Source organism: Megasphaera sp. SC8-1 (genome assembly GCF_024436295.1).
Taxonomy (GTDB): Bacteria; Bacillota; Negativicutes; order Veillonellales; family Megasphaeraceae; genus Megasphaera; species Megasphaera elsdenii.
Window position 1 is genome coordinate 112,930 of the sequence record NZ_JANFQH010000034.1, and the last position, 24,020, is coordinate 136,949.

A 24,020-nucleotide genomic window follows, 5' to 3' on the forward strand; every position below is an offset into this window, starting at 1 on the left:
GGTCACTGCCCCACTTTCTCAGCCATCGTTTCCAGCGCCGAAAAGCACAGTTCCATGTCGGTAATGATGCGGTCCAGGCGCTGCGTGAAATAGGCGTGGACGGCCAGGGCCAGGATGGCCACGCAGAGGCCGAAAGCCGTGGCGATGAGGGCTTCGCCGACGCCGCCGGTAATGGCGATGGCCTGGCCGGACTGGATGTTGAGGACACTGAAGGCGCGAATCATGCCGCTGATTGTCCCCAAAAGCCCCAAGAGCGGCGCCATGGTGACGATGACCGACAGATAATAGAGGCGGTTGCGCAATTTCGCAATGAAGATGCCCGACTGCATCTCGACGAAGGCCTTGACGTCAGGCCCAGCCTGGCCCTGGAAGACCTCCTGCAAGATGAGGGGCAGTCCGCCATGAGCTCCGGCAGCCAGCTGCTGTGCCTGGTCGCAGCGCCGCAGTTTCATCTGCGTATAGAACTGTTCGGCAAAGGCCTTCCCGGCGTCCATGTTCCCATAGAACAAAGCCCGTTCGATGCCAATATAGCCGACGAAGAGTGAACAGGCCAGGAGCAGGTACATGACCGGCCCGCCTGCCTGAAATAACTGAAATCCCTTTAAAATCGCTTCCATTATGACCTCCTGTCCGGCCTGGCGAAGCGCCGAACAGAGGTACAAATAGAAAAGGAGCCGCCTTTAGCTGACAGCTCCTCCAAGTAACTTTCCATACAATCTCCTTCCCATCGCTCGCAGGTCTATCGGTGATTATCCGTCAGGCAGTTCTTCTGGCTTGGCTTCATGGCCCTGGCTGCGCCTTCCCATACCTCCGTACAGTGACGTCGTTGCAGCCTGGCTCCACCCTACAGCGGCGGGACCGCGCCGGCATCGGACCGGCTTCTCTATTGAGTCTGTGACACCTGACTTACTTCAAACTTACAAACATAACTATATCATGCCCGGCGTCAGACTGTCAATGAAGGGCCTGGCCGTCCATTCCGGCCGTCGTGACTTCAACGGTCACGACGCTTCCGGTCTCGCTTTTCTCCCATTGGAGAATCTGGCAAGTCCCTTGAGGGCAGACGGCGGGCCAATCATTGATCCAGCTCAGGAGACTGGCAAAGGTACCGGCCAGGACCAGGGTCTGCCGGCCGGCTTCGCGGCCCGACTGTTGCCACGACAGAAGCTGGATGTCCCGGGCCGCCAGGGAGGCCGTTACATCGGGGACGCCGTCACAGCCAGCAGGCGCCGGTACCGGCCGCGGCCGCCACGAACGGGCATACGGCGCTAACTGGCGATGGACGCCTTGCCATCCCTGCCAGGCCTGATACGACGAGACGGCAAAAAGAGCGGCTCCCACGGTCAGGATGGCCAGGATGGGAAAGGCCCGCTGCCAGTCAACCCGTTTTCGCCACGCCTTCACGGCAGGTCACCTCCAGCGCAAAGGGAATCCCCTGGCCCATATCGGGCTTCATCCTGGCAACGGCCGCCTGGCCGAGGCCCTGCTGCTGCAAGGACCGCTGCCACTGCTGCGGCGTATCCGGTGAGGCCGTCCGGCCTTCGATGACGACCCGGCCGGACCGGCTGCTGACCTTTTCGACGGCGACTCCCTCCGGCTTAGACCCGGCCAAAGCCACCATCAGGGACGGCGATAAGGGGCCAGCCGGCCGCTCCTTTGCAGCCCGTTCCACCTGTGCCTGGCCGCGGCGGATTGCTTCGTTTCCCTGCCGTATCTGTTGCTGCAGCGGGTACAGGCAGTCCGTATAATAGGCCTTTTCCCGGTGCAGCTGGTACTGGAAAAAGAGGCCTGCCCCCAAACAGACCGTCAGTATCAGGAGCAAGCCCAGACAGGCCGGCCGCTGCCAAAGCCCGTGGTGCTGGCGGTATCCCAAGGGCAAGAGATTGCATTTCATGATCATCCCTCCTCATAAGAAAGCCAGCATGGCCGTGGCCTGGGTCAGCTGGCAGTCCTCCATCAGGCAGCGAACAGCCGGACTCGGCCCGGCCGGCTGCCAGTCTTCCGCACCGGCCCCTTCGGGAAGCCAGCGGAAAGGCGGCAGGTCCGCCGGCGGCACAACCGCTTGTACCTCATAAGCCAGGGGCAGGCCATCTTTCAGGCGGATCCGGTGCTGCTGTCTATCCGGCATTTCCTGGAAGACCAGCATCCCCGTACCGGAAGGCCAAAGGCGTCCCAGGAAAGCGGGCAGCAAGTCGATGGACCGGATGACAGCCCCGGCATCATGGCAGGCCTTACAGATAGCGGCGACACCTTCCTTGGGATAGGCCCCGACGGTCCAGTCATAAAGGCCGCCATCACCTTTGGCCGGACAGGCTGCCTCGAAGGCATAGGCCCGCCCTTCCTCACTGACCAGGCCGGCCCCGGCAATGAGGGCATCCGCTTCCTGTCGGTCCGGCGTCCCCAGGGACAGGCGTTTCCAGAGCACGCCCGGCCCGCCCAGGAGCAGACGCAGGTGCCAGCCGGCCAGGCCATAGCGCCGCAGGAGGCCGGGCAGACAGGCCTGTACTGCAGTTTCCCGTCCCATCCAGTCCGGGTCCCGCTTCGCTTCATAATCCCAGTGACCCTGGCGGAAAGCGACGCCTCCATACCAGGTCCGTTTCGTCTTTAATAGATGGACAGACTGTCCATTCAGCCACAAACAGGCATTTTGTTGCCACCACATACGCTCACCTCTCTCGTTAATTCACATACTGGCAGCGGTGCAGCACAGGCCGCCCCTGCTCATCGGCACGGACCTCGAAGCGGAGGCCGCACGTCTGCTGGACCGCCGAGTCTGGCACGGCCGCCTGGGCCTTCAAGAAACCACCGGCCACTGCACCGGCCGGCTGATACCGGCAGCGCACGGAAAGCTGTTCTCCCTGAGAAGCCAGGCCTTCTGCCTGCGGCACGGGGATAGGCCTTCCCTGGAGGAAATCATCGGGATGCCGACAGAGCTGGTCCCAGCCTTCATGGAGGGCACTTTCTGCTAAATAGGTCAGCCGCACCGTTTCTTCGTAAGTCCGGGCCATCTGGAAATGCTTCCACGCCAGGGACGCCGCCGTCAGGGACAGGCTCAAAGCCAGCAGGGCCACGGTTACGATAGAAAAAGAAAAGAAACCGTTTCGTTTTTTCATAGCTCACCTTCGTTCAAAGGCCATACGGCAAACTGCACGGGCCGGGACAAGCCGCTCCGCTTTTCTTTCAGGAGGAAGGCGACCTGGACAGCCCGGCCTGTCCGGGAGAAAAAGGGCTGGCCGTCGAGAGGCAGGATGGCTAGAAAACGGCCTTTCACCGTACTGCCGCCGCCCGTCAGGGGCTGATAGCGGCCATCACTGAGGCGGACATACAGGCTTTGATGGCGGACGGCAAAGCCCCTGGCCGTGCCCTGGGACGTGTGGAACCGGACCTCCGCCGGCGCCACTTCCACCTCCTGGCCGTAGCGCAGGGCCTGGAACAGCGTTTCTTCCACGTTGACGTGCTGCCGCAGCAAGGCTTCTTCAATCTGACAGCGCCGGTCCAGCCGGGCCGTCTGTCCGGCCAGGGGCAGCAGGGCCGTCAGGGTCAGGGCGGACAGGCTCAAGGCCAGGAGCACGTCTAAGAGAATCCAGCCGTTCTTCTCCGGTCTTTTCCGGCGCCAGGAGCCGGCAGGAAACACGGAGCCCATGGTCATCACCTGCCTCTACATACCGTAAAATCAGGCCGCCATCCCGTTCGGTCTGCTGAGAAACCACTTCATAAGACCGGCCCTCCAAGACGACGCGACTGGGCGGCGGACAGCCGCCTTCCCAGGCTTCCATAACCTGCCGGCAGACCATGGCGGCCAGCTGCCGCTGCCGGGCCTGCTGATGCCATTGGATGGCCTGGAGCGAAAGGCCCAGGGCCGTCATGAGCAGACAGGCCCCGATGAGCAGGCCAGCCAGGCCGTCGGCGAAGAACAAGAAGCCATTGGCTTCAGGCCAGGCGGATGCGCCCGGTCTGAGCCGCCACGACGATAGAGCGCTCATAAGCCCCATCGGGCGCCGTGATGACCACAGACATCGTATGCTGCGGACGACCATCGACATCAAAGCACACATCTCCTTTCGTCACTTGCAGGCCTGGCGGATAAGGCCGTTCCTTGATCCGGACGTAGCCTTCCTGGAGGACGTAGCGGTCTCCTTCCAGGACCAGTTTCCAGCGGCCGCTGCCCTGGTTGTTGCCGACACAACGCTGCCGGACCTGCTGTATATCCAGGGCCATTTCCCGCGCCAGGCCATCGACGGCCTGATGGCTGCGGCTGCGCTGGCTCCCGGTCAGGCACAATCCCAGGTACAGCACCAGCAATCCCGCAGCCAGCATCAAGCCGGTCAGGCTGAGGAAGCCGTTTCCCTTCACCATAGCCAGCCTCCTGGCCACCACGACGGGAAAGGCCCCTGGGCCAGCCACCAGCCCAGCAGGAGGAACGGGCCGAAGGGAATGACAGAGGCCCCTTTCCAGCGCCGATACACCAAGGCGGCCGGTGCAGCCAGGCAAAAGGACGCGACCAGCATGACCCAGGCGCCCCAGTCGGGGCAGCCCGGCGACAAGGCCAGGGCCAGTTTGATGTCGCCGCTGCCGATAGCGCCGGGCCAGAGGCCATAGAGGACCAGGAAAAAGGCGGCGACGCCGACAGAGACCGGCCAAAACGGGCGCACTAAGCCGGCATATCCGGCCAGGCCGTTGCCCAGGGCCAGGGCCAGGACGGGAGCGTCGGCAATCCAGCAGCGCCGGATATCGGTGTAGCAGATCCAGGCCGTACAGCCTGCGGCCGTGCCATACCAGAGGAACAGTTCAGGCCACTCCATAGGCTCAGCCCTTCCCTTCCTGGGCCGACGCCGCATCGGACGAAAAATGCTTGTTGTTATAGTCGGCAGAGACGACGCCATTGGCTATCTGATATTCCCCTTTGTCCGGCGTGAGTGGCTTGAACTGCAAGTACTGCTTGCCATCGCTGTCCTTGGTCACTAAGTCGTCGATACTGGCCGGAAAGACGCCGTGGTCGATTTCATAGAGAGCGGCAGCATTGCTGATGGTCCGGATATCGGCTTGTACCTTGGCTTCCTGGGCCGTCTTCGTCGCCGAAGAGAAGCGCGGTACGGCAAAGGAGGCGAAAATGAGGACCAGGGATACACAAATCAACATTTCCAACAGAGAAAAACCATTGCGAGTCTGCATAGTAAAAACTCCTTTCATCAAGTCACAACGCTGGATGCCATATCCAGCAGGGGTAAGAGGAAACAAAGAATCAAAAAGCCCATCAAAGCCCCGGTCAGCAAGAGGACGACCGGCCCGAGCCAGCGCTGCAGCCGGCCGGCCAGCTGTTGGAGGCGGCTGCCGTAATAGCGGGAAATCGATGCCAGGGCCTCATCGTACCTGCCGGTCATTTCCCCGACGGCCAGCATGGTTTCGACATAAGGCGTGCCGAAACGGCCGGCGTGGACGGCCTGGCTGAAGGCACAGCCCCGTTCCAGCAGCAGCCGGGCTTGCAGGATATACTGCCAGAAAAGGCGCGACGGCACGACGGCAGCGGCTTCGGGCAGACTGTCCAGCAAGGGGATGCCGCCGGCCAGCTGGACGGCCAGGATCTGGCTGAACCGCTGCCAGGCCCAGACGAGGACCCAGGTCTGGAGCCAGGGCAGGCGGAAAAATTGCCATTCCAGTTCCAGCCGCCATTTGGCCTGCTGCCAGGCCCAGCACAGGACGAGGAGGCCGACGGTCAGCCCGGCCAGGCCATAGACGCCGTAATGGCGCAAGGCGCCCATGGCGGCCAGCAGATACTGCGTCCCTTTTGGCAGGGGGACGGCCAGCTGGTCCATCATATCCGTAAAGACAGGGATGATGAAAAGGCACGCTCCTGCCGTCAGCAGGATCAGGCAGACCAGCAGGAAGGCCGGATAGGCCAGGGCCTGGACGAGGAGGCGCCGCTCCTTCCCCTTGGTTTCATAGAAATCGGCCAGGACACGGCAGAGTCCTTCGAGGTTCCCTGTCTGCTCGCCGGCCCGGATAAGGCGGCAGGCCAACTCGGGGAAGGCCCGGCACTGGTCCATGGCCTGGGATGGACAGACGCCCTGCTCCATCTGCAAGGCCGCCAGATGGAGCGGACGGCGATAGCGGCCCGGCATGTCGGCCATCAGCAGCTGCCAGGCCTGGACCAGCGGGATGCCGCTGCCGACGAGGGTTGCCAGCTGGCGAAAGAAAAAGGCCAGCAAGGTCACGGGCAGCCGTGCGGTCCGGCGCCTCATAAGGCCCCTCCGGCCCGGCAGCGGCGCAGGGCCTGGTCCATCGTCCGCATACCGGCAGCGGCACCGGTCTGCATGACCGTCGGCAGCTGATATTCTTTGCCGCTGCGGATGAGCTGGACTACGGCCGGCGTGCGCACGAGGACCTCCCGGACGATTTCGACCTGCCCCTGCCCTTCCAGCCGGCGCTGGGCCAATACGGCCTGCAGTACCATGGCCAGGCGGTAGCGGACTTCCTGCCGGGCATCGCCGCTGTAAGCCCCGGCAATGCGGCTCACGGCCTGGGCCGCGGACGGCGTGTGCAGCGTCGACAAGACGAAGTGCCCCGTTTCAGCAGCCATCAGGGCCGCATCCATGGCCGGCCGGTCGCGCATCTCACCGATGAGGATGACGTCCGGGTCCTGGCGCAGGGCCTGGCGGATGCCCTCGGCAAAGTCCGGGAAATGCGTTCCCAGTTCGCGCTGCGTAATCAAGGAGGCCTTGCCCTTTTCGACGTATTCGATAGGGTCTTCCAAGGTGATGATGTGGCACGGCCGCCGTTCATTGATGGCCTGCAAGATGCGCCACAAGGCCGTCGTCTTGCCGCTGCCCGTGGGACCGCAGACCAGGACCAGGCCCTGTGTCAGCCGGCTGAGGCGCTCCAGCAGGGGCCCGTCGCCATCCGGCGGCAGGGACGCCAGGGGATAGAGGAAGCGTATCGTCGCGTGGAGGCCGGCGTATTCCCGGCAGACATGGAGGCGGCAGCGCAGGGACCGGCGCCAGGAAAAGGCGCCATCCCCCACTTCGTCCCGGGTCCAGCCGACAGCGTGCAGCAGGCAGCGCACGTCGTCTTCGGACAACGGCGGACCGGGAAAGGAACAGAGGCCCTGGGCCAGGCGAAGCATGGGCGGCCGCCCCGTCTGCAAGTGAAGGTCCGCCGCCTGCTGACCGATGGCCTTTTCCATCAGTGCCGTTACGTCCATCGGGCCTCACCACCTTCACAGATGCGGCGTATCTCTTGTTCATCGGTCCAGCCGGCCGCCAGGACCCGGGCGATGACATCGGTCAGGAGGACAGCCCCATCGTTCCGGGCCGCTTCAGTCAGGGCAGCGACGCCGGCACGGCTGCGGATGGCCGTGCGGAGATGACGGCCGGCCGGCACGACTTCACACAGACAGAAGCGGCCTTCATAAGTCCCTGCTTTGGTTTTCCGCCGGACCAGGCGCTGCGATACGACGCCCGCCAGGGCATCGGCTGCCAGATACGGGGCGATGCCCATATCGGTCAGGCGGATTACAGCTTCAACGGCACTCGGCGCATGGAGGGTGCTGAAGATGACGTGTCCCGTCAAAGCGGCCCGCACGGCAATGCGCGCCGTCTCGCTGTCACGGATTTCGCCGACGACGAGGATATCCGGGTCCTGGCGCAGCAGGGCCCGCAGGCCGTCCTGGAACATCATGCCCCCTTTGGCCTGGACCTGGCTTTGGGAAACGCCTTCCATGAGGATTTCCACCGGGTCTTCCAAGGTCGCAATACTGACGGAATCATCCTGGATCTCATGGAGGGCCGCGTAGAGGGTCGTCGTCTTGCCGCTGCCCGTCGGGCCGCAGATGACGATGAGCCCCTGGCGGCAGCGGATGAGTCTTTCCAGGCAGCGCCGGGCCTGGTCATCCATGCCCAGGGCCGAAAGGTCCAGGGGGATGCGCTGGCCGTCGAGGATACGGATGACGACCTTTTCGCCGCGTACCGTCGGCAGTGTACTGACCCGCAGGTCCAGGCGGCGATTCCCATCCTTCCAGACGATGCGCCCGTCCTGGGGCAGGCGGCGGTTGGCAATATCCAGGCCGGCCAGGACTTTGATGCGGCTCACCAGTTTCTCCAGGCTGCTTTTGTGGAGATACCCAGCCTGACAGAGGACGCCGTCCCGGCGCCAGCGGATGCGGACGGCGTCGTCCATGGGTTCGATGTGGATGTCACTGGCCCCGGCGGCCAGGGCGTCTTGCAATAACTTGTTTACGTCCATAAAAAAATCTCCTTTCCATAGCTAGCATAGCATGGAAAGGAGACGGTCTGACAAAATTTAATCGTTCTCTAATGGAAAATCGGAAAATTTAAGGATTCCTTAATCTTCCGCTTCGTCCTGCGTTTCTTTGTTGCGGATTTCACTGAGTTTTTCCGCTAATTCATGGAAGGTCTTCTGATAGAGCTCTTCCTTCTTCTTTTTTTCTTCGCCTGCATCGATGGTCTTCGCCATTTGTTCCCAAAAACTCATAGGTAATTCCCCCTTTGATAAAAGATAAAGTAACGATAATATTGTCTTTATTATACGGCAAAGGGATAGTCTCATGCAAGGGATTCCCCCCAATTACCAGCTGTTGCGGTGGCGCCAGAAAGACGGCATGAGGATGGCCAGGACCGGAAAGGCTTCCAGCCGGCCCATGAGCATGGAAAAGCAGAGGGCGACCTTGCTGAGCGGCGGCAGGGCCGAACAAGTCGCGGTCGCGCCGAACTGGCCGAAGCCCGGTCCGCAGCTGCCCATCGTCGATACGCTGAGGCCGATGGCATCGAAGATGGCCACGCCGTCAAAGACTAGGATGAACGTCCAGAGGACGCCGAGCATGGTATAGACGAAGAAGAATCTGGCCACGCCGTAAATGAGGTCCATCGAGAATTCTTCGCCATTGGAACGGATGTGCAGGACCAGGTTGGGATGCATCTTCTGACGGATGATGGCAGCAAGGGTCTTGACCAGCAGCATGATACGCGTGACCTTCAGGCCGCCTGTCGTCGAACCGGCGCAGCCGCCGACGAACATCAAGACCAGGAGGATGAACTTCGAGAAGACCGGCCACTGGTCGAAGTCGTTGGAGACAAACCCCGTCGACGACGAAATGGACACGGACTGGAAAAAGGCCTGGCGCAGGGCTTCGACGCCATCCCATTGCTGGGCTAAGACGAGGTCGAGGCTCATCGCCGCCGTCGCCACGACGACGATGGCCAGATAGACGCGAAATTCCGTGTCGTCCAGGATGACTTTAAAGCCCTTCTGCCAGGCGGCGACGTACATGCCGAAGTTGGCACTGCTGATGAGCATGAAGAAAGAAAGACACAGTTCAATAACGGGGCTGTGGAAATGGGCCACACTGTCATTATACGGCGAAAAGCCGCCCGTCGCGATGGTCGCGAAGGCATGGTCGGCGGCGATGAGGAACGGCATGCCGCAGAGCATGAAGACAAGCGTCGAAACAATCGTAAAGGCGACATACACCGTGAACAGGGCCTTGGCCATTTCCTTGATGCGCGGCAAGGTCCGGTCCGACCGGGGACCCGTGCTTTCGGCGTTGAACATGTGGACGATGCCCTTGCCGAACTGCGGAAAGACGGCGATGAAGATGACGATGATGCCCAAGCCGCCGAACCAGTGGGTCAGGGCCCGCCAGAGGACCAGGCTGGCCGGCAGGCCTTCGATGTCGTCGATGACCGTCGCCCCCGTGCCGGACAGGCCGGAAATACATTCAAAGATGCTGTCCAGGACGGACAAATAGCCGCCGGCGGCATAGGGAATCATCCCCAGCAAGGTAATCATGATCCAGCCCAGGGCCGTAATGGCCACGCCTTCGCGGACAGTCAGGCTGTCGGTCGGCCGATGGCCCTGCCCCATGAACAGGCGCCCCAGGAAGAGACTGATGACGATGGCCACCAGGAACGCCATGAGGCTGCTTTCCCCATAAAAAAGGGCGACAACAAAGGGAATCATCAGAGCCAGGCCGCAGGCCTGGGCCAATTTCCCCAAGACGAATAAAATAATCCGTATATTCATGATGCACCTCCTACCAGCGCCGCCGCAGATACCCGAATGCGGTCTGGATGACGACGAGGAAGGAAAAGATTTCGACGCGTCCTAAAATCATGAGGAAACTGCAATAAATCTTAGTCCATGCCGGCAAGACAGAGACATCGGCTACGCCAAAGAGGTCCATCGTCGAACCGACACTGGACAGGCAGCCGACGGCCATGCCCATAGCCTGCATGGGCGTGACGCCGGACAAAGAGATGATCAGCATGGAAACAAAAAACGTCGCCATGAACAGGAAAAAATAACTGAGGACGCGGCTGATGATCTTCATGTCGACAGGGACGCCGTCGACCTTCAGGGAAATGACCATATGCGGATGCAGGGTCCGGCGCATTTCCTGAGCCGCCATCTTAAAGAGGACCATGAAGCGCATGACCCGGAGGCCGCCCGTAGCCGAACCGATACAGCCGCCGACAAAGGCCAATGCAAAGAGGACGTATTTATCAAATTCCGGCCAGTACTGATACGATGCCGAGGCAAACCCGCTGGTGCTGCTGAAGGACAGGACCTGGAAAAAGCCGTAGCGCAGGTTGTCCCAGCCGTCATAGACGCCGAAACGCCATAAATGGAAAGACACGACGAGCCCTGCGGCCACCAGGACCGCCAGGAAGACCTGCAGCTCCGCATCCTTGAAGAGTCCCTTGAAATCGCGCCGTTCCCAGCCCTTCCAGTAGAGCAGGAAATTACCGCTGGCCAGGAGCATGGAGACGGCACCGACGGCTTCCAGGGCCAGGCTGTCATAGCGGGAAAAATCGAAGAGGGCGTCGCCGCCGCTGGTCGACATGGTCATGAACCCCTGGTTGATGGCCATTCCCAAAGGCAGGCCGGCCAGCCAGTACAGGAGCATGGAAAAGGCCGTAATGGCCAGGTAGATGCGTCCGGCCTGGCGGGCCGCTTCCTGCATGCGGGCGACCATGGGACTGAAGGCCACGCTCTGGTGAACCGACAGGGTCAGGCCGAAACAGCCGCTGACCTGGGGCATGACCGAAACTAGCATGAGGATGAAATTGAGGCCGCCGAGCCATTCCATGAGGCTGTGCCATAACAAGAGGGACTGCGGCAGGGCTGCCCCGCCATCAGCCAGGCACGACGTCCCCGTCGTCGTAAAAGCCGACACACTTTCAAAGAAGGCATCGACGGGCGACGCAAAGATACCGGCCATGACGTAGGGAATCATTCCCAAGAGGCCCAGTAGGAACCAAGCCGCCACCATGTACCACGCTCCCTCACCCGGTCCTAAATGGCGTTTATGATGGCGGCCGCGGTAACGGCAAAAGGCCGCTACGACCAGGGCAGCTGCCAGAGCCGGGACGAAATAAACGATACCCGCTTCCCCCCACCATAAGGCGGCCAACAGAGGGATAATCAAAGCCAGACCGTTGATCAGAGCCAGGCGGCTGACGAGATAAAAGACGATACTGCGGTTCATGATTATTCCCTGCCTTTGAAGTACTTCATGACCTTCTTGGAGTACTCGGTCTGGATGAAGAGGATGATCCGGTCCCCGGCCATGAGGACAGACTGGCCATTGGGGATATAGGCTTCGCCGTCGCGGACATAGGCGCAGACCAGACATTCCTTGGGCAGGCGGACATCCATGAGGCGTTTACCGGCTACGGGAGCCCCGTCCTGTACGATGACTTCCACCGCTTCGGCCTTGGCCCCTTCCAGGAGGGAAACAGAGACGACGCCGCCGCGGCGGGCAAAGGCCAGGACTTCACTGGCCGACAAGAGGCGCGTCGACAAGACGATGTCGACGCCGACTTTTTCCATGAGGTCGCTGTATTCGATGCGCGATACGCGGACGATGGTCTTCTTGGCGCCCAGATGCTTGGCGATGAGGGCCAGCATGAGGTTCAGCCGGTCGTCATCGGTCAGGCAGATGACGACGTCTGCATCGGCGATGCCTTCCTGTTCCAACAGGTCGATATCCGTACCGTCGCCGTAGATAGCCAGACCATTGTCCAGGAGCTCGGCCGCCTGACGGCAGCGTTCGCGGTCTTTATCGAAAATCTTGACCTTGATGCCTTCCTTATCGAGCATGGGCGCCAGAAAGCGGCCGGTCCGGCCGGCACCGATGATGATGACCCGTTCGACCATTTTCGTATCGCTGGGAACGAAGTTCTTGCTGAATTTCTCGATGGCCTTGGGATCGCCGATGAAGTAGGCATTGTCCCGCGGGAACAGGCAGTCATCGCCGTGAGGGATGATCATGCGGTGGTCGCGGAAAATCATGCCTGCCAGGATAGACGGCGGCATGTTCATGTCTTTAAAGGGGATGTTGATGAGCGGCGAATGGCGGCGGACCTTGGTTTCAAAGAGCCGCACCTTGCCATTGGCGAAATCTTCGACGTTGAGCGCTGCCGGCGTCATGAGGATGCGGTTGATTTCGCGGGCCGTAATCATTTCCGGGTTGAGCATGAGGTCGATGTCGAAATTCTGCTTGAGATAATCCTTGGCTTCCGACAGGAACTGCATGTCCCGGATACGGGCTGCCGTATATTTGATGCCGTGCTTCTTGGCCATGATGCAGGCCACCATATTCACTTCATCGACGGCCGTGCAGGCGACGAGGATATCGGCACCGCGGATGTCCGGGTCATTCATGGTGATCGGGCTGGCCCCGTTGGCCAGGACCGTCAACACATCGAGATTATTCTTGACGACTTCCAGCCGTTCTTCATTATGGTCGACGACAACGACGTCGAATTGTTCATTCGATAACAGCTCGGCAATACTGTACCCCAGTTTGCCAGCCCCTACGACAACAATACGCAAAGGAAAGACCTCCTTAAAAGTTCGATGTTGAAAGTTTGATGTTTGATGTGCGAAGGTGAAAATTTAAAAGCATCACCTCAAACTTCAAACTTCAAACATTAAGAAAAAAGGGGCTCCACATGACGGCGCAAACCACCATGTTCCAGCCCCTACAAATAGTATCACATTTTATCGTTTTTGTACATCTTTCCCCTTCGCCGCCCTGGCCTCCTCAGAAAAGGCCCAATTGTTCGTATTCGTCGAGGCGGGCCAGGCTTTCGGGATGGTGTTCTTCAAAAAAGGCCGTCTTGATTTCCTTATCCGGTACCAGGACTTTCCCCTTCTTGTTGGCCATTTCGGCGAAGCGGCAGCTGTAGACGACAGGGAAATACTTGCGGATGAAACTGCCCTCTTGATGGGCCGTCAAGGCGAGAATCTGGAAGCCCAGCTGCTTGGCGATGAAGAAGACCGGACTGAATTCTCAAAGGGCTGTCCAAAAGCCCCTTACACAGTCCCTCGAAATCGAAGTTCTGCTTACTTTTACGGAGTATGTTGTATGCTCCATTCACATCCGCGTTGGCCATCCTGCCATCGGCTAAGAGCGCCGCTACAGCAGGCCGGAAACGGCGGTAATCCCAGGAAGCAAAAGCGGCCTGCATAACGCTTCTCCTCCTCTTGTCTGCCAGTCTTCTCTTTGATGGTAACACAGACCCAGCAGGAAAGGACACGGTTTTCCGCCTTTACGACCGTGGGGCCAGGTGCTTTTTCTGTTCATACATTTTCGTGTCGGCCCGGTTGAAGACGGCTTGGTACGCAGCATCGCAAGTCTGGTCGTAGACGGCCATGCCTACAGAAGCGGCGAGCTGCGTCCACGGCTGAGCGGCTTTCAAATCGCGGATGCGTTCGAAAGCCTGGACTTTTTGGAACAAAGCGTCCCGGTTATCGTAGTCCTCGCCTTCGAGGATGACGACGAATTCGTCGCCGCCGATGCGGTAAACCGGACTGTGCTTGTAAAGGCGGCAGACGGCCCGACACAAAGTCTGCAAAGCGATGTTCCCTTTTTCATGACCAAAGCGGTCGTTGACTTCCTTGAGCTGGTTCAAATCGACCATGACTACGGCAAAGGCAGCTTGGCCGGCGGAGATTTTCTGATTCAGGTCGTATACCTTCTTATCGTAAGCGGCAACGTTCTTCACAGACGTCAGTTCATCTTGATAGGCCTGTTTCTGCATGGCGCCAACGTAGTTTCGCATCCGTTCCATCGTATCGTTCATGTGGCTGGCCAGGCTGCCGATTTCATCGTGACCGGTATAGGTCAGATGCTGGTCGTATTCCCCGCGGCCCAGGCGGCGGGCAGCTGCGCTGATATCCTGCAAAGGACGGACGATGCGGTCGGCCGCCTTCACAGCTAGGATGGTCGAACCCAGGCCGACGACGATTGTAATGGCCAGGACCAGGAAGATCATCGTCCGGCGGCCGGCGTAGATTTCATCGGCCGGCGCTGTAATGGCCAGTTTCATACCATTACGAAAAGTGGTGAAGGCTAAGGCCATGGGTATGCTTTTATACTCGTAATGGATCAGCTTTTGTTCCGTTGCCGACCGCTGCAGCAGATCACCGTTTTGGAGAATCATAAAATCCGGATTAAAATCAGGCTCAATGCCTTTGCCATCGGGATGGAAATAGACGGTCTGCCCATCTTTGAACAAAAAGCCATAGCCATCCTGATAGGCTTTCATGGCTCCGACGACGTCGCAGAGCACGTTGAAATCGATGTCGACGCCGGCGACGGCGACGAACTGGCCTTTGACGAAGATAGGCATGACATAGGTAATCATACGGACGCTGTTATTACCATTGATATACGGTTCGAGCCATTGGGCCTGTTTCGTCCGCAAAGGCCGGTAATACCAGTTCGTCCGGTTCACGGCTTTTTCTCCATAGGCTTTGACCGGCGTAATCGGCTGAATCGTAAAATCGTAGCGCGAATTGCGGCGGGCATACCAGAAGCCGTCGGGCGTACCGGATATATCTTCATTGTAGTGGAGATAATAACCCTGAACGCCGTCGATACCGCTGATGGCATTATAAAAAGACCGCCGGACCTTGTCTTCCAAGCGGTCCCGATACGCTTTATCGCGCAGTTCCTGCGGGTCCTTGACTTCGTGTTCGATCGTGTTGCCGATGTAATGGACGATATCTTCAGACTGGATGAAAATGGGGTTCAACGTCGTATAGACATGAGCTGCCTGACCATTGAGCGTCCTGGCGGCAATGATGGTTTCATCGTGATCGACGAGAATGACAGCGAGGGCGCCAAAGACCATGGACAGCGTCAGCGACACGCCGCAGATGATAGTCAGGAATCGCGAGCGGATCGTCTGCATCACAACCGCCTCCTCTCCCTATGTCTACTATATATAGCTATCCGTAATACTTTGTATTAATTATAGTATAAGACAGGCAGAAGTACAAGCCATTTCTACGACACCTGTCCTGCCAGCCACGGTGCTGTCAGGGCTGATAGGACAAGATGGAAAAGACTTCCCGATTCGGGTGGTGCGATTCTTCAAAATAAAGGGTCCGCTTCAGTTCCCGTTCCCATTCGGCTTTGCGCTTCTTATCCTTGAGCAGGGCCAGGACATCGGGATGCGCCTCGATGAGGACGTCGCCCTGCAGATGATGACTCCCGGCCAGGTGGCGCAGGCGGCGGATAATCTGGATGGCCACGGTTTCCGGCGAATAGAGGACGCCCGAACCGCCGCAGACATCGCAGGAGCTAAACTGGACCTGATAGAGGCTCTGGCGGGCCTTCTTGCGGGTAATTTCCACCAGATTCAGCGCCGTCATGCCCAGGACGCGGGTCTTGGTGCAATCCAGGGCCGTCTCGCGGGTTAGGATCTGCAAAATCTCGTCGCGTTTCGTCGGCTGGGCCATGTCGATGAAATCGATGATGATGATGCCGCCGATGTCGCGTAGGCGCAGCTGGCGGGCGATTTCTACGGCGGCTTCCTTGTTGACGTGGAAAATCGTATCCTGCAAGGTCGAGCCGTTGCCTGTATACTTGCTGCTGTTGACGTCGATGACCGTCAGGGCTTCCGTATGGTCGATGACCAGATTGCCCCCTGACGGCAGGGGCACGATGCGCGACATGAGGCCTTTCAGGCTGTCTTCGATGCCATAGTGTTCAAAAATAGGCGCGGCGCCTTCGTAAAAGCGGACGCGGCTGCGCCAGGCCGGATCCGGGAAGACCTGGCAGATCCGTTCATAAGCCTCGCGGCTGTCGACGACGACCTGCTTGACGTCGGCCGTAAAATGGTCGCGGATCATGCGCATGACCAGGTCGGCTTCGCGATATAAGAGAGTCGGCTTGCGGGCCAGCTTATAGCGCTGGCAGATACTGTCCCAGGTCCCCAGGAGATACTTCAAGTCGCCTAAGAGTTCTTCCCGGGACACGCCTTTGGCGACGGTGCGGATGATGAGGCCCATGCCGGCAGGCTTGATTTCCGACACGATGCGGCGCAGGCGGTTGCGTTCTTCTTCGTCGCGGATTTTTTTAGAGACGCCAATATAATCGACCGTCGGCATGAGGACGGCATAACGGCCGGCCAGGCTGACATTGGTCGTGACTTTGGGTCCTTTCATGCCCTGTTCGTCCTTGATGACCTGGACCAGGACCGACTGGCCTATGGACAGGTGCATCTGCTGGATTTCCTCTTTCGACGCCGCCCGCGGGAACATATCGCCCATATAGATGAAAGCATTCTTGTGGCGGCCGATGTTGACGAAAGCGGCCTGCAGCGACGGCAGGATGTTCTGGATCGTCCCCTTGTAGATATGATTGACGATGTGCATGTCGTCATTGCGTTCGACGGCGAAATCGCGAAGACGGCCATCTTCCAGGATCGCCATGCGTGTTTCTTCTGGCATGACATTGCCTATGATTGTTTTCATCTTCTCATTCCTCCTGTGCGGACAAATTCATAACTCCGGCCCGGATTATTTCACCAGCAAGACGGCGAAATAGCCCGTATCTTTGGCGTCGGCCGCTTTTTCATAAACCGTTTCTCCCGGCAGGCCGCAGCGCTCGATCATGGCCGTCTTGTCCAGGAGCTGCAAGTCCCGCAGCTCGTCCTGGATAGGGCCCAGTTTCCCGGACGGCTTCATGATGACCTTGCTGCCGTCCAGGGCCAGCAGGTCCCGGCGGTGCTTATGATTGCCGGGGATGACGATGAGGGCCTCATCTTTTTCGCACAGCGGCTGCTGGAGCTCGGCTGCGACGGCACAGAAGCTGGGCACGCCGGGCACGATTTCCGTCGCATAGCCGGCCTGGCGGATCAGGCGGTGGACGTAGATACTGGTCGCATAGACCGTCGGGCAGCCCAGGGTGATGAGGCAGACGTCGCGGCCTTCGTCGAGTTCGTTCATGAGGCGGTGCGCCGCTTTTTCATGAGCGTCCTTCAGGACCTGGTCGTCACGGGTCATGGGAAAATCCATGGTGATGACGGTCTTGTCGTCGATGGTAATGCCACAGCCGTCCAGGGCTTTCATGAGGATGCCCTGGGCCGTGACGACGCCTGTCCGGCTCTGGGGTACGGCCAGGACGGGACAGGTGCGGATGATTTTCAGCGCCTTCAGGGTCAGCAGTTCCGGATCGCCCGGGCCGACGCCGACGCAGTACAGTGTTCCTTTCATATTATGTTATCCCTCGAATAATGAATATTTCTTGCCATCTTCCTTGCGGACGAAGATGCCCGTCCGGCGGGCCAGCATCATGTCCGTATGGATGGGCAGGCCAAATTCATGACCCAATATTTCCCAGACCTGGGACGGCTTGATGGCCCCTTCGCCGGTCTGGTAGATGCCGACGGTCAAATAGACATTGCCCTCTTTGACGTTGCCGTGGACGGCTTCAACGACGTGCTGCTTGACGTCGATGGTCCGCACGCGGTGCTTACCCTTATGGGATACTTTTTCATAGAGGACGCTGGGCGCGTCGTTGAACTTCGCCAGGATCTGATTGAGTCCGTCCTGGCTGAGGTCTTCCGTCAGCGGGCCGCGCAGGGTATAGACGGCGTAGTTGGCAATGGCCATCAACTTCGGCGCCTTGGCATCGACGTACTTGCCGTCGAGGACGGCAAAGCCGTTAGGCGACATAGCGTTCATCCGTTCCATGACGTCGGGGACAGGCAGTTTTTCCGCCAGTTCCATGTCGAGGTATTCCACATCGGCCGAGACGCCGACGCCCAGGGCGGAGGCGAAACTGAGCTTCATATGGGGATTGAAGCCTTCGGAATAACAGATGGGCAGCTTGGCCCGGATAATGACGTAGCGCACGGCCCGGGCAAAATCCAGGTGCGACAGGAACTGCAGGGCCCCGTCCTTCTTAACAGCTAAACGTAGTCTTTCCATGGTCGTCCCCTTCCTTTCTGTCGATGATGGATACGCCCAGGTGCGGGCAGACACCGCAGCCCGTACAGGGCAGGCGGCGGCAGTCGTGGGTCAGTTCAGCCACCGTGGCTTTCTGCCATTCACGTTTCAAATAAGCCTTGGCAGCGCCGTTGCTCAGGTGGTCCCAGGGCAGGGCTTCGTCGAGGCTGCGCGTCCGGGCCGCGTAGTAATCGGGGTCGATGCCGGCCAGGTCGAAGGCCTTCATCCACATATCGTAATCGAACATTTCCGTCCAGCCGTCGAACTTGCAGCCCAATTTCCAGGCTTGGTAAAGGACTTTGCCCATACGGCGGTCGCCGCGGGCGAAGGTCGCTTCCAGGCGGCCCGTCTTGGCGTCATGGTAGTGATAGGAAATGTGCTTGTCGTTGATAAGGCCCTTGATGTACTGCTGTTTCCGTTCGATTTCTTCGATGGGCAGCTGGCCGAACCACTGGAAGGCCGTGTGCGACTTGGGCACGAAGCTTGATACGGAAACCGTGACCTTGCCGTTGTTCTTGTGGGTCACTTTGCGGTACAAGTTGAGGACCTTATAGGCCAAATCGGCAATGCCGGCCAGGTCTTCATCGGTTTCCGTCGGCAAGCCCATCATGAAGTAGAGCTTGACCGTGGACCAGCCGTTCTGGAAGGCATTTTCACAGGCTGCCAGCAAATCTTCTTCGGTGACGCCCTTGTTGATGACGTCGCGCAGGCGCTGGGTCCCCGCTTCGGGCGCAAAGGTCAGGCCGCTCTTGCGGACCTGCTGGACCTTCTTGGCGATGTCGACGGAAAAGCTGTCGACCCGCAGTGACGGCAGGCTGACGCTGACTTTCTGCCCCTTAAATTCATCCAGGAGCTGGTCGACCAGTTCCGGCAGGCACGAATAATCAGCCGAGCTGAGACTCATGAGGGAAATTTCATTGTAACCGGAATTGGCGATGATCTGTTTGGCCAGGTCCGCCAGGTGTTCCGGCGATTTTTCCCGGACCGGCCGGTAAAGCATGCCGGCCTGACAGAAACGGCAGCCCCGGCTGCAGCCGCGGAAGAGTTCCAGGACGGCCCGGTTGTGGACGATGTCGATGTTAGGGACGATAGGCTTGGTCGGGAAAAAGACGTGTTCCACATCGGAGACGACGCATTTCTCGATTTCTGCCGGTGCCCCCGGTTCGGTCACAGTCAGGCCCTGGAAATCGCCGTTGTCATCGTAGTGGGCTTCATAGAAAGACGGCACGTAGTTGCCCGGCTGCTGGGAGAGCTGTTTCAACAGGCCCTTCTTTCCGCCAGGCTTCCCCTGCTCTTTCCAGGCGATGATCGTATCGGCCAGGACCTGCGTCGATTCTTCCGATTCGCCCAGGAAAAAGACGTCGATATAATCGGCTAAGGGTTCGGCGTTATAGGCACAGGGACCGCCGGCTGCCACCAGGGGCATATCGTCGCCGCGGTCTTTGGCAAAGAGCGGGATGCCGGCCAGGTCGAGCATGTTGAGGATGTTGGTGAAGCTCATTTCGTACTGGAGGGTAAAGCCGACCATGTCGAAATCGCGGACAGGCGTCTTCGTTTCCAGGGAAAAGAGCGGATAGCCCTGACTGCGCATGACTTCTTCCATATCCGGCCAGGGCGCATAGACCCGTTCAGCCGCCACATCGGGCCGTTCATTGAGGAGCGCATAGAGGATGCGCAGCCCCAGGTGGCTCATGGCGACTTCATAGACGTCAGGGAAACAATAAGCAACGGTCAGCTTGACGGCGTCGTGGTCTTTGACGACGCTGTTCCATTCGCCGCCGACATAACGGGCGGGCTTGCTGACTTTGCTCAATAAAATCGGATCGATCTCCACGGGATGTGACAAATTAGTTTCCTCCTTCACGGCGGGTTAAAAAATCATCGTCTGTTGACGCATGTAAATACTCAGTAACAGGCCCAGGCCCATCATATTGGTCGTCAAGGCGCTGACACCGTAACTCATGAACGGCAGAGGAATCCCCGTGACCGGCATGATGCCGCAGGTCATGCCGACGTTGACCAGTATCTGGAAAGCCCACATGGACACGACGCCGGTCGCCAGCATCATGCCGAAGCTGTCCTTGCAGTCCTTGGCGATCATCAGGCCGCGATAGACGAGGATGAAATACAGGAACAAGAGAAAGACGCAGCCCAAAAAGCCCAGTTCTTCACCGATGACGGAAAAGATGAAGTCCGTGTGGTTTTCCGGCAGGAAGTTCAGCTGGCTCTGGGTCCCCTGGAAGAGGCCCTTGCCAAAGAGCATGCCCGAACCGATGGCGATTTTGGACTGGATGATGTGGTAACCGGCACCGAAGGGGTCGGCATTCGGATTGAGGAAGACCGTAATACGGGACTTCTGGTAATCCTTGAGAAAATGCCAGCCTACAGGCGCCAGGACGACGCCGGCCAAAAAGACATTCCGCAAGAGGGACATCTTGATGCGGCCGACGAAGAGCATGCCAAAGGTAATGGCCAGGAAGACAAGACTCGTCCCCAAGTCAGGCTGTTTCAAGACCAGCAGGAACGGAATCCCGACATAGAGGCCGATGGGCAGGACCTGGCGCCACGTATTGAGCTGGCCTACGCGGTCGCTGAGGATGGACGCCGTGCAGATGATCATGATGAGCTTGGAAAATTCCGACGGCTGCAGGGTAATCGGCCCGAGCTGGATCCAGCGCTGGGCCCCCAGGGCCGACGTGCCGACGAACATGACGGCGACCAGCATGAGCAGGTTGATGATGTACAGGGGTTTGGCGTATTTTTTCAGCTTCGCATAGTCGAAGCGGCTGAAAAAGAGGATGATCATCAAGTCGACGACGAAAGCCGCCCCCTGCTTGGCGACGAAGTCGTAATTGATGGCCCCTTTGTTGATATGCGTCGCACTGCCGATGATACACAGGCTGATGCAGACGATGAGGAAGCTCACGATGAGCAGGACTTTATCTAAGTTTTTCCATTCGCGTTGAATAAACATTTCTCTCTCCTATCGACGATAGTGGCGCCAATTCTGACATTCCTGACGACGGCGGCGCAGTGACAGGCCCGATGAAACAGGCCGGGCCAGCTGCTTCGGCAGTAAGGCCGTCAACGCGGCCGTGTCGATGGCCTGCCCCGTTTCCAGCCAGTCTGCCGTCGCCGACAAGGCCTGACAGAACGGCAGCGATTCCGATACGCTGGCAATCCGCCCTTCTCCGGCAGCCCGGTCGATGCCTTCATCATGCGGCAAGAGACCGGCGAGGTGGCCGGTCTGCAAGCACGATTGGGCCGTATCGGCGGTGATGAGGCCGTCGGCGTAAAAATTATTGAGGATGACGTCGTAGTGAAAACGCTTCTGCCGGTCGCAATACTGCATGAGCCTGGACACATCGCGCAGCGACGACGGCGACGGTCCGACGACGAACAAGATGTCATCGGCCAGGGCCGTCGCCGCCTTATAGGCGCCATCGCGGCCAGGCGGGCAGTCGATGAGCGTATAGTCATAAGAAGCAGATAGCGACTCCAGGACATACTGGTATGATGGGATATCGACCCGCTCCCAGGTCCGTTTCTGGCTGGCCGGCAGGAAATCCAGTCCCGGCACGACCGTCAACAGGGCCTGGCCAGGCAGGCACTTGCCCCGCGCCGCCTGGCTGGCATCGTAATGGATAGCGCCGTCCAGACCGAAGAGCAGGTCCAGGTTGCGCAGCCCCATATCGGCATCGGCCGCCAGGACGCGATGGCCCCGGCGCTGCAAGAGGACGGACAGGGCCGCCGTGATCAAGGTCTTGCCGACGCCGCCCTTGCCGGAGGCGATGGCGATGAGCTGGGACATGAAATCACTTTCCTTTCTGATGGGATGCAGCCGTCACCGGCGCTTACCGGTCATCACTGTCGTGCTGACTGTCACCCTTCCCATCGTGGGTGTTCTTATCGGCTTTAGTATTTTTATCTTTGCCGTTCTTGTCCTTATCCTTCGGTGCGCCTTCGGCATATTCGCCGACATGGAAGTACGCTTCCAGCATGGAACGGACAATCGGGCCGGACGACAGGGAGCCGAACCCGCCCTGTTCCGTCAGGACGGCGATGACGATGCGCGGATGTTCATACGGCGCATAGGCGACGAACCAGCCATGGTCCGTGCCGCCGAAGTTTTCCGCCGTCCCTGTCTTGCCGGCGACCTGAATCGGGAAGCCTGCGAACAAGGAACCGGCAGTACCGGATTCTTCGGCAACGTTACGCATCCCTTCGCGGACCAAGTCCAGCGTCGATTTGGATACGGACAAGGTGCCGACCTGTTCCGGTGCGAAAATCTTATATGGCGTGCCGTCGAGATTGTCGATACGGCTGACGATGAACGGCCGGTACTGGATGCCGCCGTTGGCGACTTCGCTGACGATCATCGCTGCCTGGAGCGGCGTGACCAGCTGGAAGCCCTGGCCGATAGCCGAGTTGAACGTATCGCCGAGGTACCATTCATCGTGGAAATTCTTCTTCTTATATTCCGCACTGGCGACCAGGCCCGGTGCTTCGCCGCGCAGGGCGATGCCCGTTTTCTTGCCCATGCCGAACATACGGGCGTATTTTGCCAGTTCGTCGATGCCGACGCGGCGGCCCATTTCGTAGAAGTATACGTTATCGGACTTGGCCAGGGCTTCGACGAAGTTGATCCAGCCCAGGGCTTCGCCACCGGCGTTGCGCATATCGACTAACCAGTGACGACCACTGTCGAAGATCATTTCATCAGGCGTGACTTTCTTCAATTCCAAAGCGGCCGACCCGGTGATCAGCTTGAACGTCGAACCTGGCGGATATTCACCGGCAATGACGCGGTTTTCCATGGGGTGGTTGGGATTGTCGTTAATGAGGGACCATTCCTTTTCCGTAATGCCCCGGGTGAACCAGTTCGGGTCGTATGCCGGGCGGCTGGCCATGGCCAGGACAGCGCCCGTGTTGGGGTCGACGGCGACGGCGGCGATGCCGTGGGTGCCGATGCCATTGGCAATCTGGCGGTCCATGGCCCGTTCCGTAGCCTGCTGCAGGTAGAGGTCGATGGTCAAGTGCATATTATGGCCGGCGACGGGTTCCTTCCGTTCCATTTCCTTGACCGGGCTGCCGGCCGCATCGACTTCGACCTGACGGCCGCCGTCCTTGCCGCGCAGGAGGTCGTCATAATAAGCTTCCAGGCCGGCCCGGCCGATCTGGGTGATGTTGGACACGCCTTCGACGCCTTTCAGGCGCTTGGCATCTTCTTCATCGATCTGGCCGACATAACCGAAAACCTGAGCAGCCATCATCTTATAAGGATAATAGCGGATCGGCTGAACGTCGACAGAGACGCCAGGCAGGTCATTGCGCTGTTCTTCGATTTTGGTGACGATATCCTGGGTCAAATCATTGGCCAGGACCGTCGGCACATAGGAACTCTTGACTTTCTGGACCTTTTCCCGCAATTTATCTTCGGGCATGTTGAGGATACCTGCCAATTTCTGCAGTTCTTCGTCACTCATGCCTTCTTTAGGCGGTACATACGTGACCATGAAGCTCGGCCGCGAGCCGACCAGGATCTGGCCATTGCGGTCGTACATGATGCCGCGCATCGCTGCGATAGGAATAGCCCGCAGGCGGTTCCCTTCGGCCAGAGTGTGGTAATATTCACCGGCAAAGAGCTGTAAATAGACCAGCCGGCTGACGAGTATGATGAAAATCACGATGATGATCCAGTAGAGATACCGGAAGCGGCCATCTTGATTTTTCTTTTTCAGTAACGCTTCAAGCATAAATTA

At 59.1% G+C, this 24,020-nt stretch carries 26 protein-coding genes and 1 riboswitch; all 26 genes read right to left on the minus strand.

Annotated features, from left to right (window positions below; all coding sequences use genetic code 11):
- Positions 1–2: 2 nt before the first annotated feature.
- Positions 3–617, minus strand: coding sequence for a MotA/TolQ/ExbB proton channel family protein (locus NOS26_RS11320; RefSeq protein ID WP_036204594.1), 615 nt, complete (start codon positions 615–617; stop codon positions 3–5).
- A 124-nt stretch (positions 618–741) separates the two neighbouring features.
- Positions 742–920, minus strand: a riboswitch (cobalamin riboswitch).
- Between the two features lie 34 nt (positions 921–954).
- Positions 955–1,404, minus strand: a complete 450-nt coding sequence (locus NOS26_RS11325) for a hypothetical protein (protein WP_036204597.1) — start codon at positions 1,402–1,404, stop codon at positions 955–957.
- Positions 1,379–1,894, minus strand: coding sequence for a hypothetical protein (locus tag NOS26_RS11330; RefSeq protein WP_074786730.1), 516 nt, complete (start codon positions 1,892–1,894; stop codon positions 1,379–1,381). Before NOS26_RS11330 ends, NOS26_RS11325 begins: the two co-directional genes overlap by 26 nt.
- A 12-nt stretch (positions 1,895–1,906) precedes the next feature.
- On the minus strand, positions 1,907–2,662 hold the full coding sequence (locus NOS26_RS11335) for a hypothetical protein (RefSeq protein WP_074786732.1): 756 nt from the start codon (positions 2,660–2,662) through the stop codon (positions 1,907–1,909).
- 16 nt (positions 2,663–2,678) lie between these two features.
- Positions 2,679–3,113, minus strand: a complete 435-nt coding sequence (locus NOS26_RS11340) for a hypothetical protein (protein ID WP_014016504.1) — start codon at positions 3,111–3,113, stop codon at positions 2,679–2,681.
- Complete coding sequence (locus NOS26_RS11345; RefSeq protein ID WP_255917801.1) at positions 3,110–3,559, minus strand: hypothetical protein; 450 nt, start codon at positions 3,557–3,559, stop codon at positions 3,110–3,112. The genes NOS26_RS11340 and NOS26_RS11345 overlap by 4 nt, the downstream gene beginning before the upstream one ends.
- Entirely contained in the window at positions 3,477–3,917 is a 441-nt protein-coding gene (locus NOS26_RS11350; protein ID WP_255917802.1) for a hypothetical protein, read from the minus strand. Before NOS26_RS11350 ends, NOS26_RS11345 begins: the two co-directional genes overlap by 83 nt.
- Positions 3,918–3,930: 13 nt before the next feature.
- Positions 3,931–4,356 carry a hypothetical protein gene (locus tag NOS26_RS11355; RefSeq protein WP_177183651.1) on the minus strand — a complete coding sequence of 142 codons (426 nt, stop codon included), beginning with the start codon at positions 4,354–4,356 and terminating at the stop codon, positions 3,931–3,933.
- A complete protein-coding gene (locus NOS26_RS11360) occupies positions 4,350–4,802 on the minus strand; it encodes an A24 family peptidase (RefSeq protein ID WP_014016501.1) in 453 nt (150 codons plus the stop codon). The genes NOS26_RS11355 and NOS26_RS11360 overlap by 7 nt, the downstream gene beginning before the upstream one ends.
- A gap of 4 nt (positions 4,803–4,806) precedes the next feature.
- Positions 4,807–5,172 carry a competence type IV pilus major pilin ComGC gene (locus NOS26_RS11365; protein ID WP_255917803.1) on the minus strand — a complete coding sequence of 122 codons (366 nt, stop codon included), beginning with the start codon at positions 5,170–5,172 and terminating at the stop codon, positions 4,807–4,809.
- 17 nt (positions 5,173–5,189) lie between these two features.
- On the minus strand, positions 5,190–6,239 hold the full coding sequence (locus NOS26_RS11370) for a type II secretion system F family protein (protein ID WP_074786736.1): 1,050 nt from the start codon (positions 6,237–6,239) through the stop codon (positions 5,190–5,192).
- Positions 6,236–7,198, minus strand: a complete 963-nt coding sequence (locus tag NOS26_RS11375) for a type IV pilus twitching motility protein PilT (protein WP_074786738.1) — start codon at positions 7,196–7,198, stop codon at positions 6,236–6,238. Before NOS26_RS11375 ends, NOS26_RS11370 begins: the two co-directional genes overlap by 4 nt.
- On the minus strand, positions 7,189–8,238 hold the full coding sequence (locus NOS26_RS11380; RefSeq protein WP_074786740.1) for a GspE/PulE family protein: 1,050 nt from the start codon (positions 8,236–8,238) through the stop codon (positions 7,189–7,191). Before NOS26_RS11380 ends, NOS26_RS11375 begins: the two co-directional genes overlap by 10 nt.
- 99 nt (positions 8,239–8,337) lie before the next feature.
- The gene (locus NOS26_RS11385) at positions 8,338–8,487 is read right to left on the minus strand and encodes a hypothetical protein (protein WP_014016496.1); all 150 of its coding nucleotides are present in this window, start codon (positions 8,485–8,487) and stop codon (positions 8,338–8,340) included.
- Between the two features lie 93 nt (positions 8,488–8,580).
- Complete coding sequence (locus NOS26_RS11390; protein WP_072982174.1) at positions 8,581–10,035, minus strand: TrkH family potassium uptake protein; 1,455 nt, start codon at positions 10,033–10,035, stop codon at positions 8,581–8,583.
- A gap of 10 nt (positions 10,036–10,045) precedes the next feature.
- Positions 10,046–11,500: a TrkH family potassium uptake protein gene (locus NOS26_RS11395; RefSeq protein WP_074786742.1), complete on the minus strand. Its 1,455-nt coding sequence runs from the start codon at positions 11,498–11,500 to the stop codon at positions 10,046–10,048.
- Between the two features lie 2 nt (positions 11,501–11,502).
- A complete protein-coding gene (gene trkA, locus NOS26_RS11400; protein ID WP_014016493.1) occupies positions 11,503–12,849 on the minus strand; it encodes a Trk system potassium transporter TrkA in 1,347 nt (448 codons plus the stop codon).
- 211 nt (positions 12,850–13,060) lie between these two features.
- Positions 13,061–13,255: a hypothetical protein gene (locus NOS26_RS11405; RefSeq protein ID WP_143073054.1), complete on the minus strand. Its 195-nt coding sequence runs from the start codon at positions 13,253–13,255 to the stop codon at positions 13,061–13,063.
- 313 nt (positions 13,256–13,568) lie between these two features.
- On the minus strand, positions 13,569–15,215 hold the full coding sequence (locus NOS26_RS11410) for a diguanylate cyclase (RefSeq protein ID WP_255917808.1): 1,647 nt from the start codon (positions 15,213–15,215) through the stop codon (positions 13,569–13,571).
- 127 nt (positions 15,216–15,342) lie between these two features.
- A complete protein-coding gene (locus NOS26_RS11415; protein WP_027895060.1) occupies positions 15,343–16,782 on the minus strand; it encodes an Rne/Rng family ribonuclease in 1,440 nt (479 codons plus the stop codon).
- Between the two features lie 45 nt (positions 16,783–16,827).
- Positions 16,828–17,523, minus strand: a complete 696-nt coding sequence (gene cobI / locus NOS26_RS11420; RefSeq protein WP_074786746.1) for a precorrin-2 C(20)-methyltransferase — start codon at positions 17,521–17,523, stop codon at positions 16,828–16,830.
- Between the two features lie 6 nt (positions 17,524–17,529).
- Positions 17,530–18,240, minus strand: coding sequence for a TIGR03936 family radical SAM-associated protein (locus NOS26_RS11425; protein WP_014016489.1), 711 nt, complete (start codon positions 18,238–18,240; stop codon positions 17,530–17,532).
- Positions 18,215–20,104 (minus strand): TIGR03960 family B12-binding radical SAM protein, encoded by a 1,890-nt coding sequence (locus NOS26_RS11430; protein ID WP_230579048.1) that lies wholly within the window; start codon positions 20,102–20,104, stop codon positions 18,215–18,217. The genes NOS26_RS11425 and NOS26_RS11430 overlap by 26 nt, the downstream gene beginning before the upstream one ends.
- Before the next feature lie 24 nt (positions 20,105–20,128).
- Positions 20,129–21,232 (minus strand): rod shape-determining protein RodA, encoded by a 1,104-nt coding sequence (gene rodA / locus NOS26_RS11435; RefSeq protein WP_014016487.1) that lies wholly within the window; start codon positions 21,230–21,232, stop codon positions 20,129–20,131.
- 9 nt (positions 21,233–21,241) lie between these two features.
- Positions 21,242–22,069 carry an AAA family ATPase gene (locus NOS26_RS11440; RefSeq protein ID WP_014016486.1) on the minus strand — a complete coding sequence of 276 codons (828 nt, stop codon included), beginning with the start codon at positions 22,067–22,069 and terminating at the stop codon, positions 21,242–21,244.
- A gap of 43 nt (positions 22,070–22,112) precedes the next feature.
- On the minus strand, positions 22,113–24,014 hold the full coding sequence (gene mrdA / locus NOS26_RS11445) for a penicillin-binding protein 2 (RefSeq protein WP_014016485.1): 1,902 nt from the start codon (positions 24,012–24,014) through the stop codon (positions 22,113–22,115).
- Between the last annotated feature and the right edge of the window lie 6 nt (positions 24,015–24,020).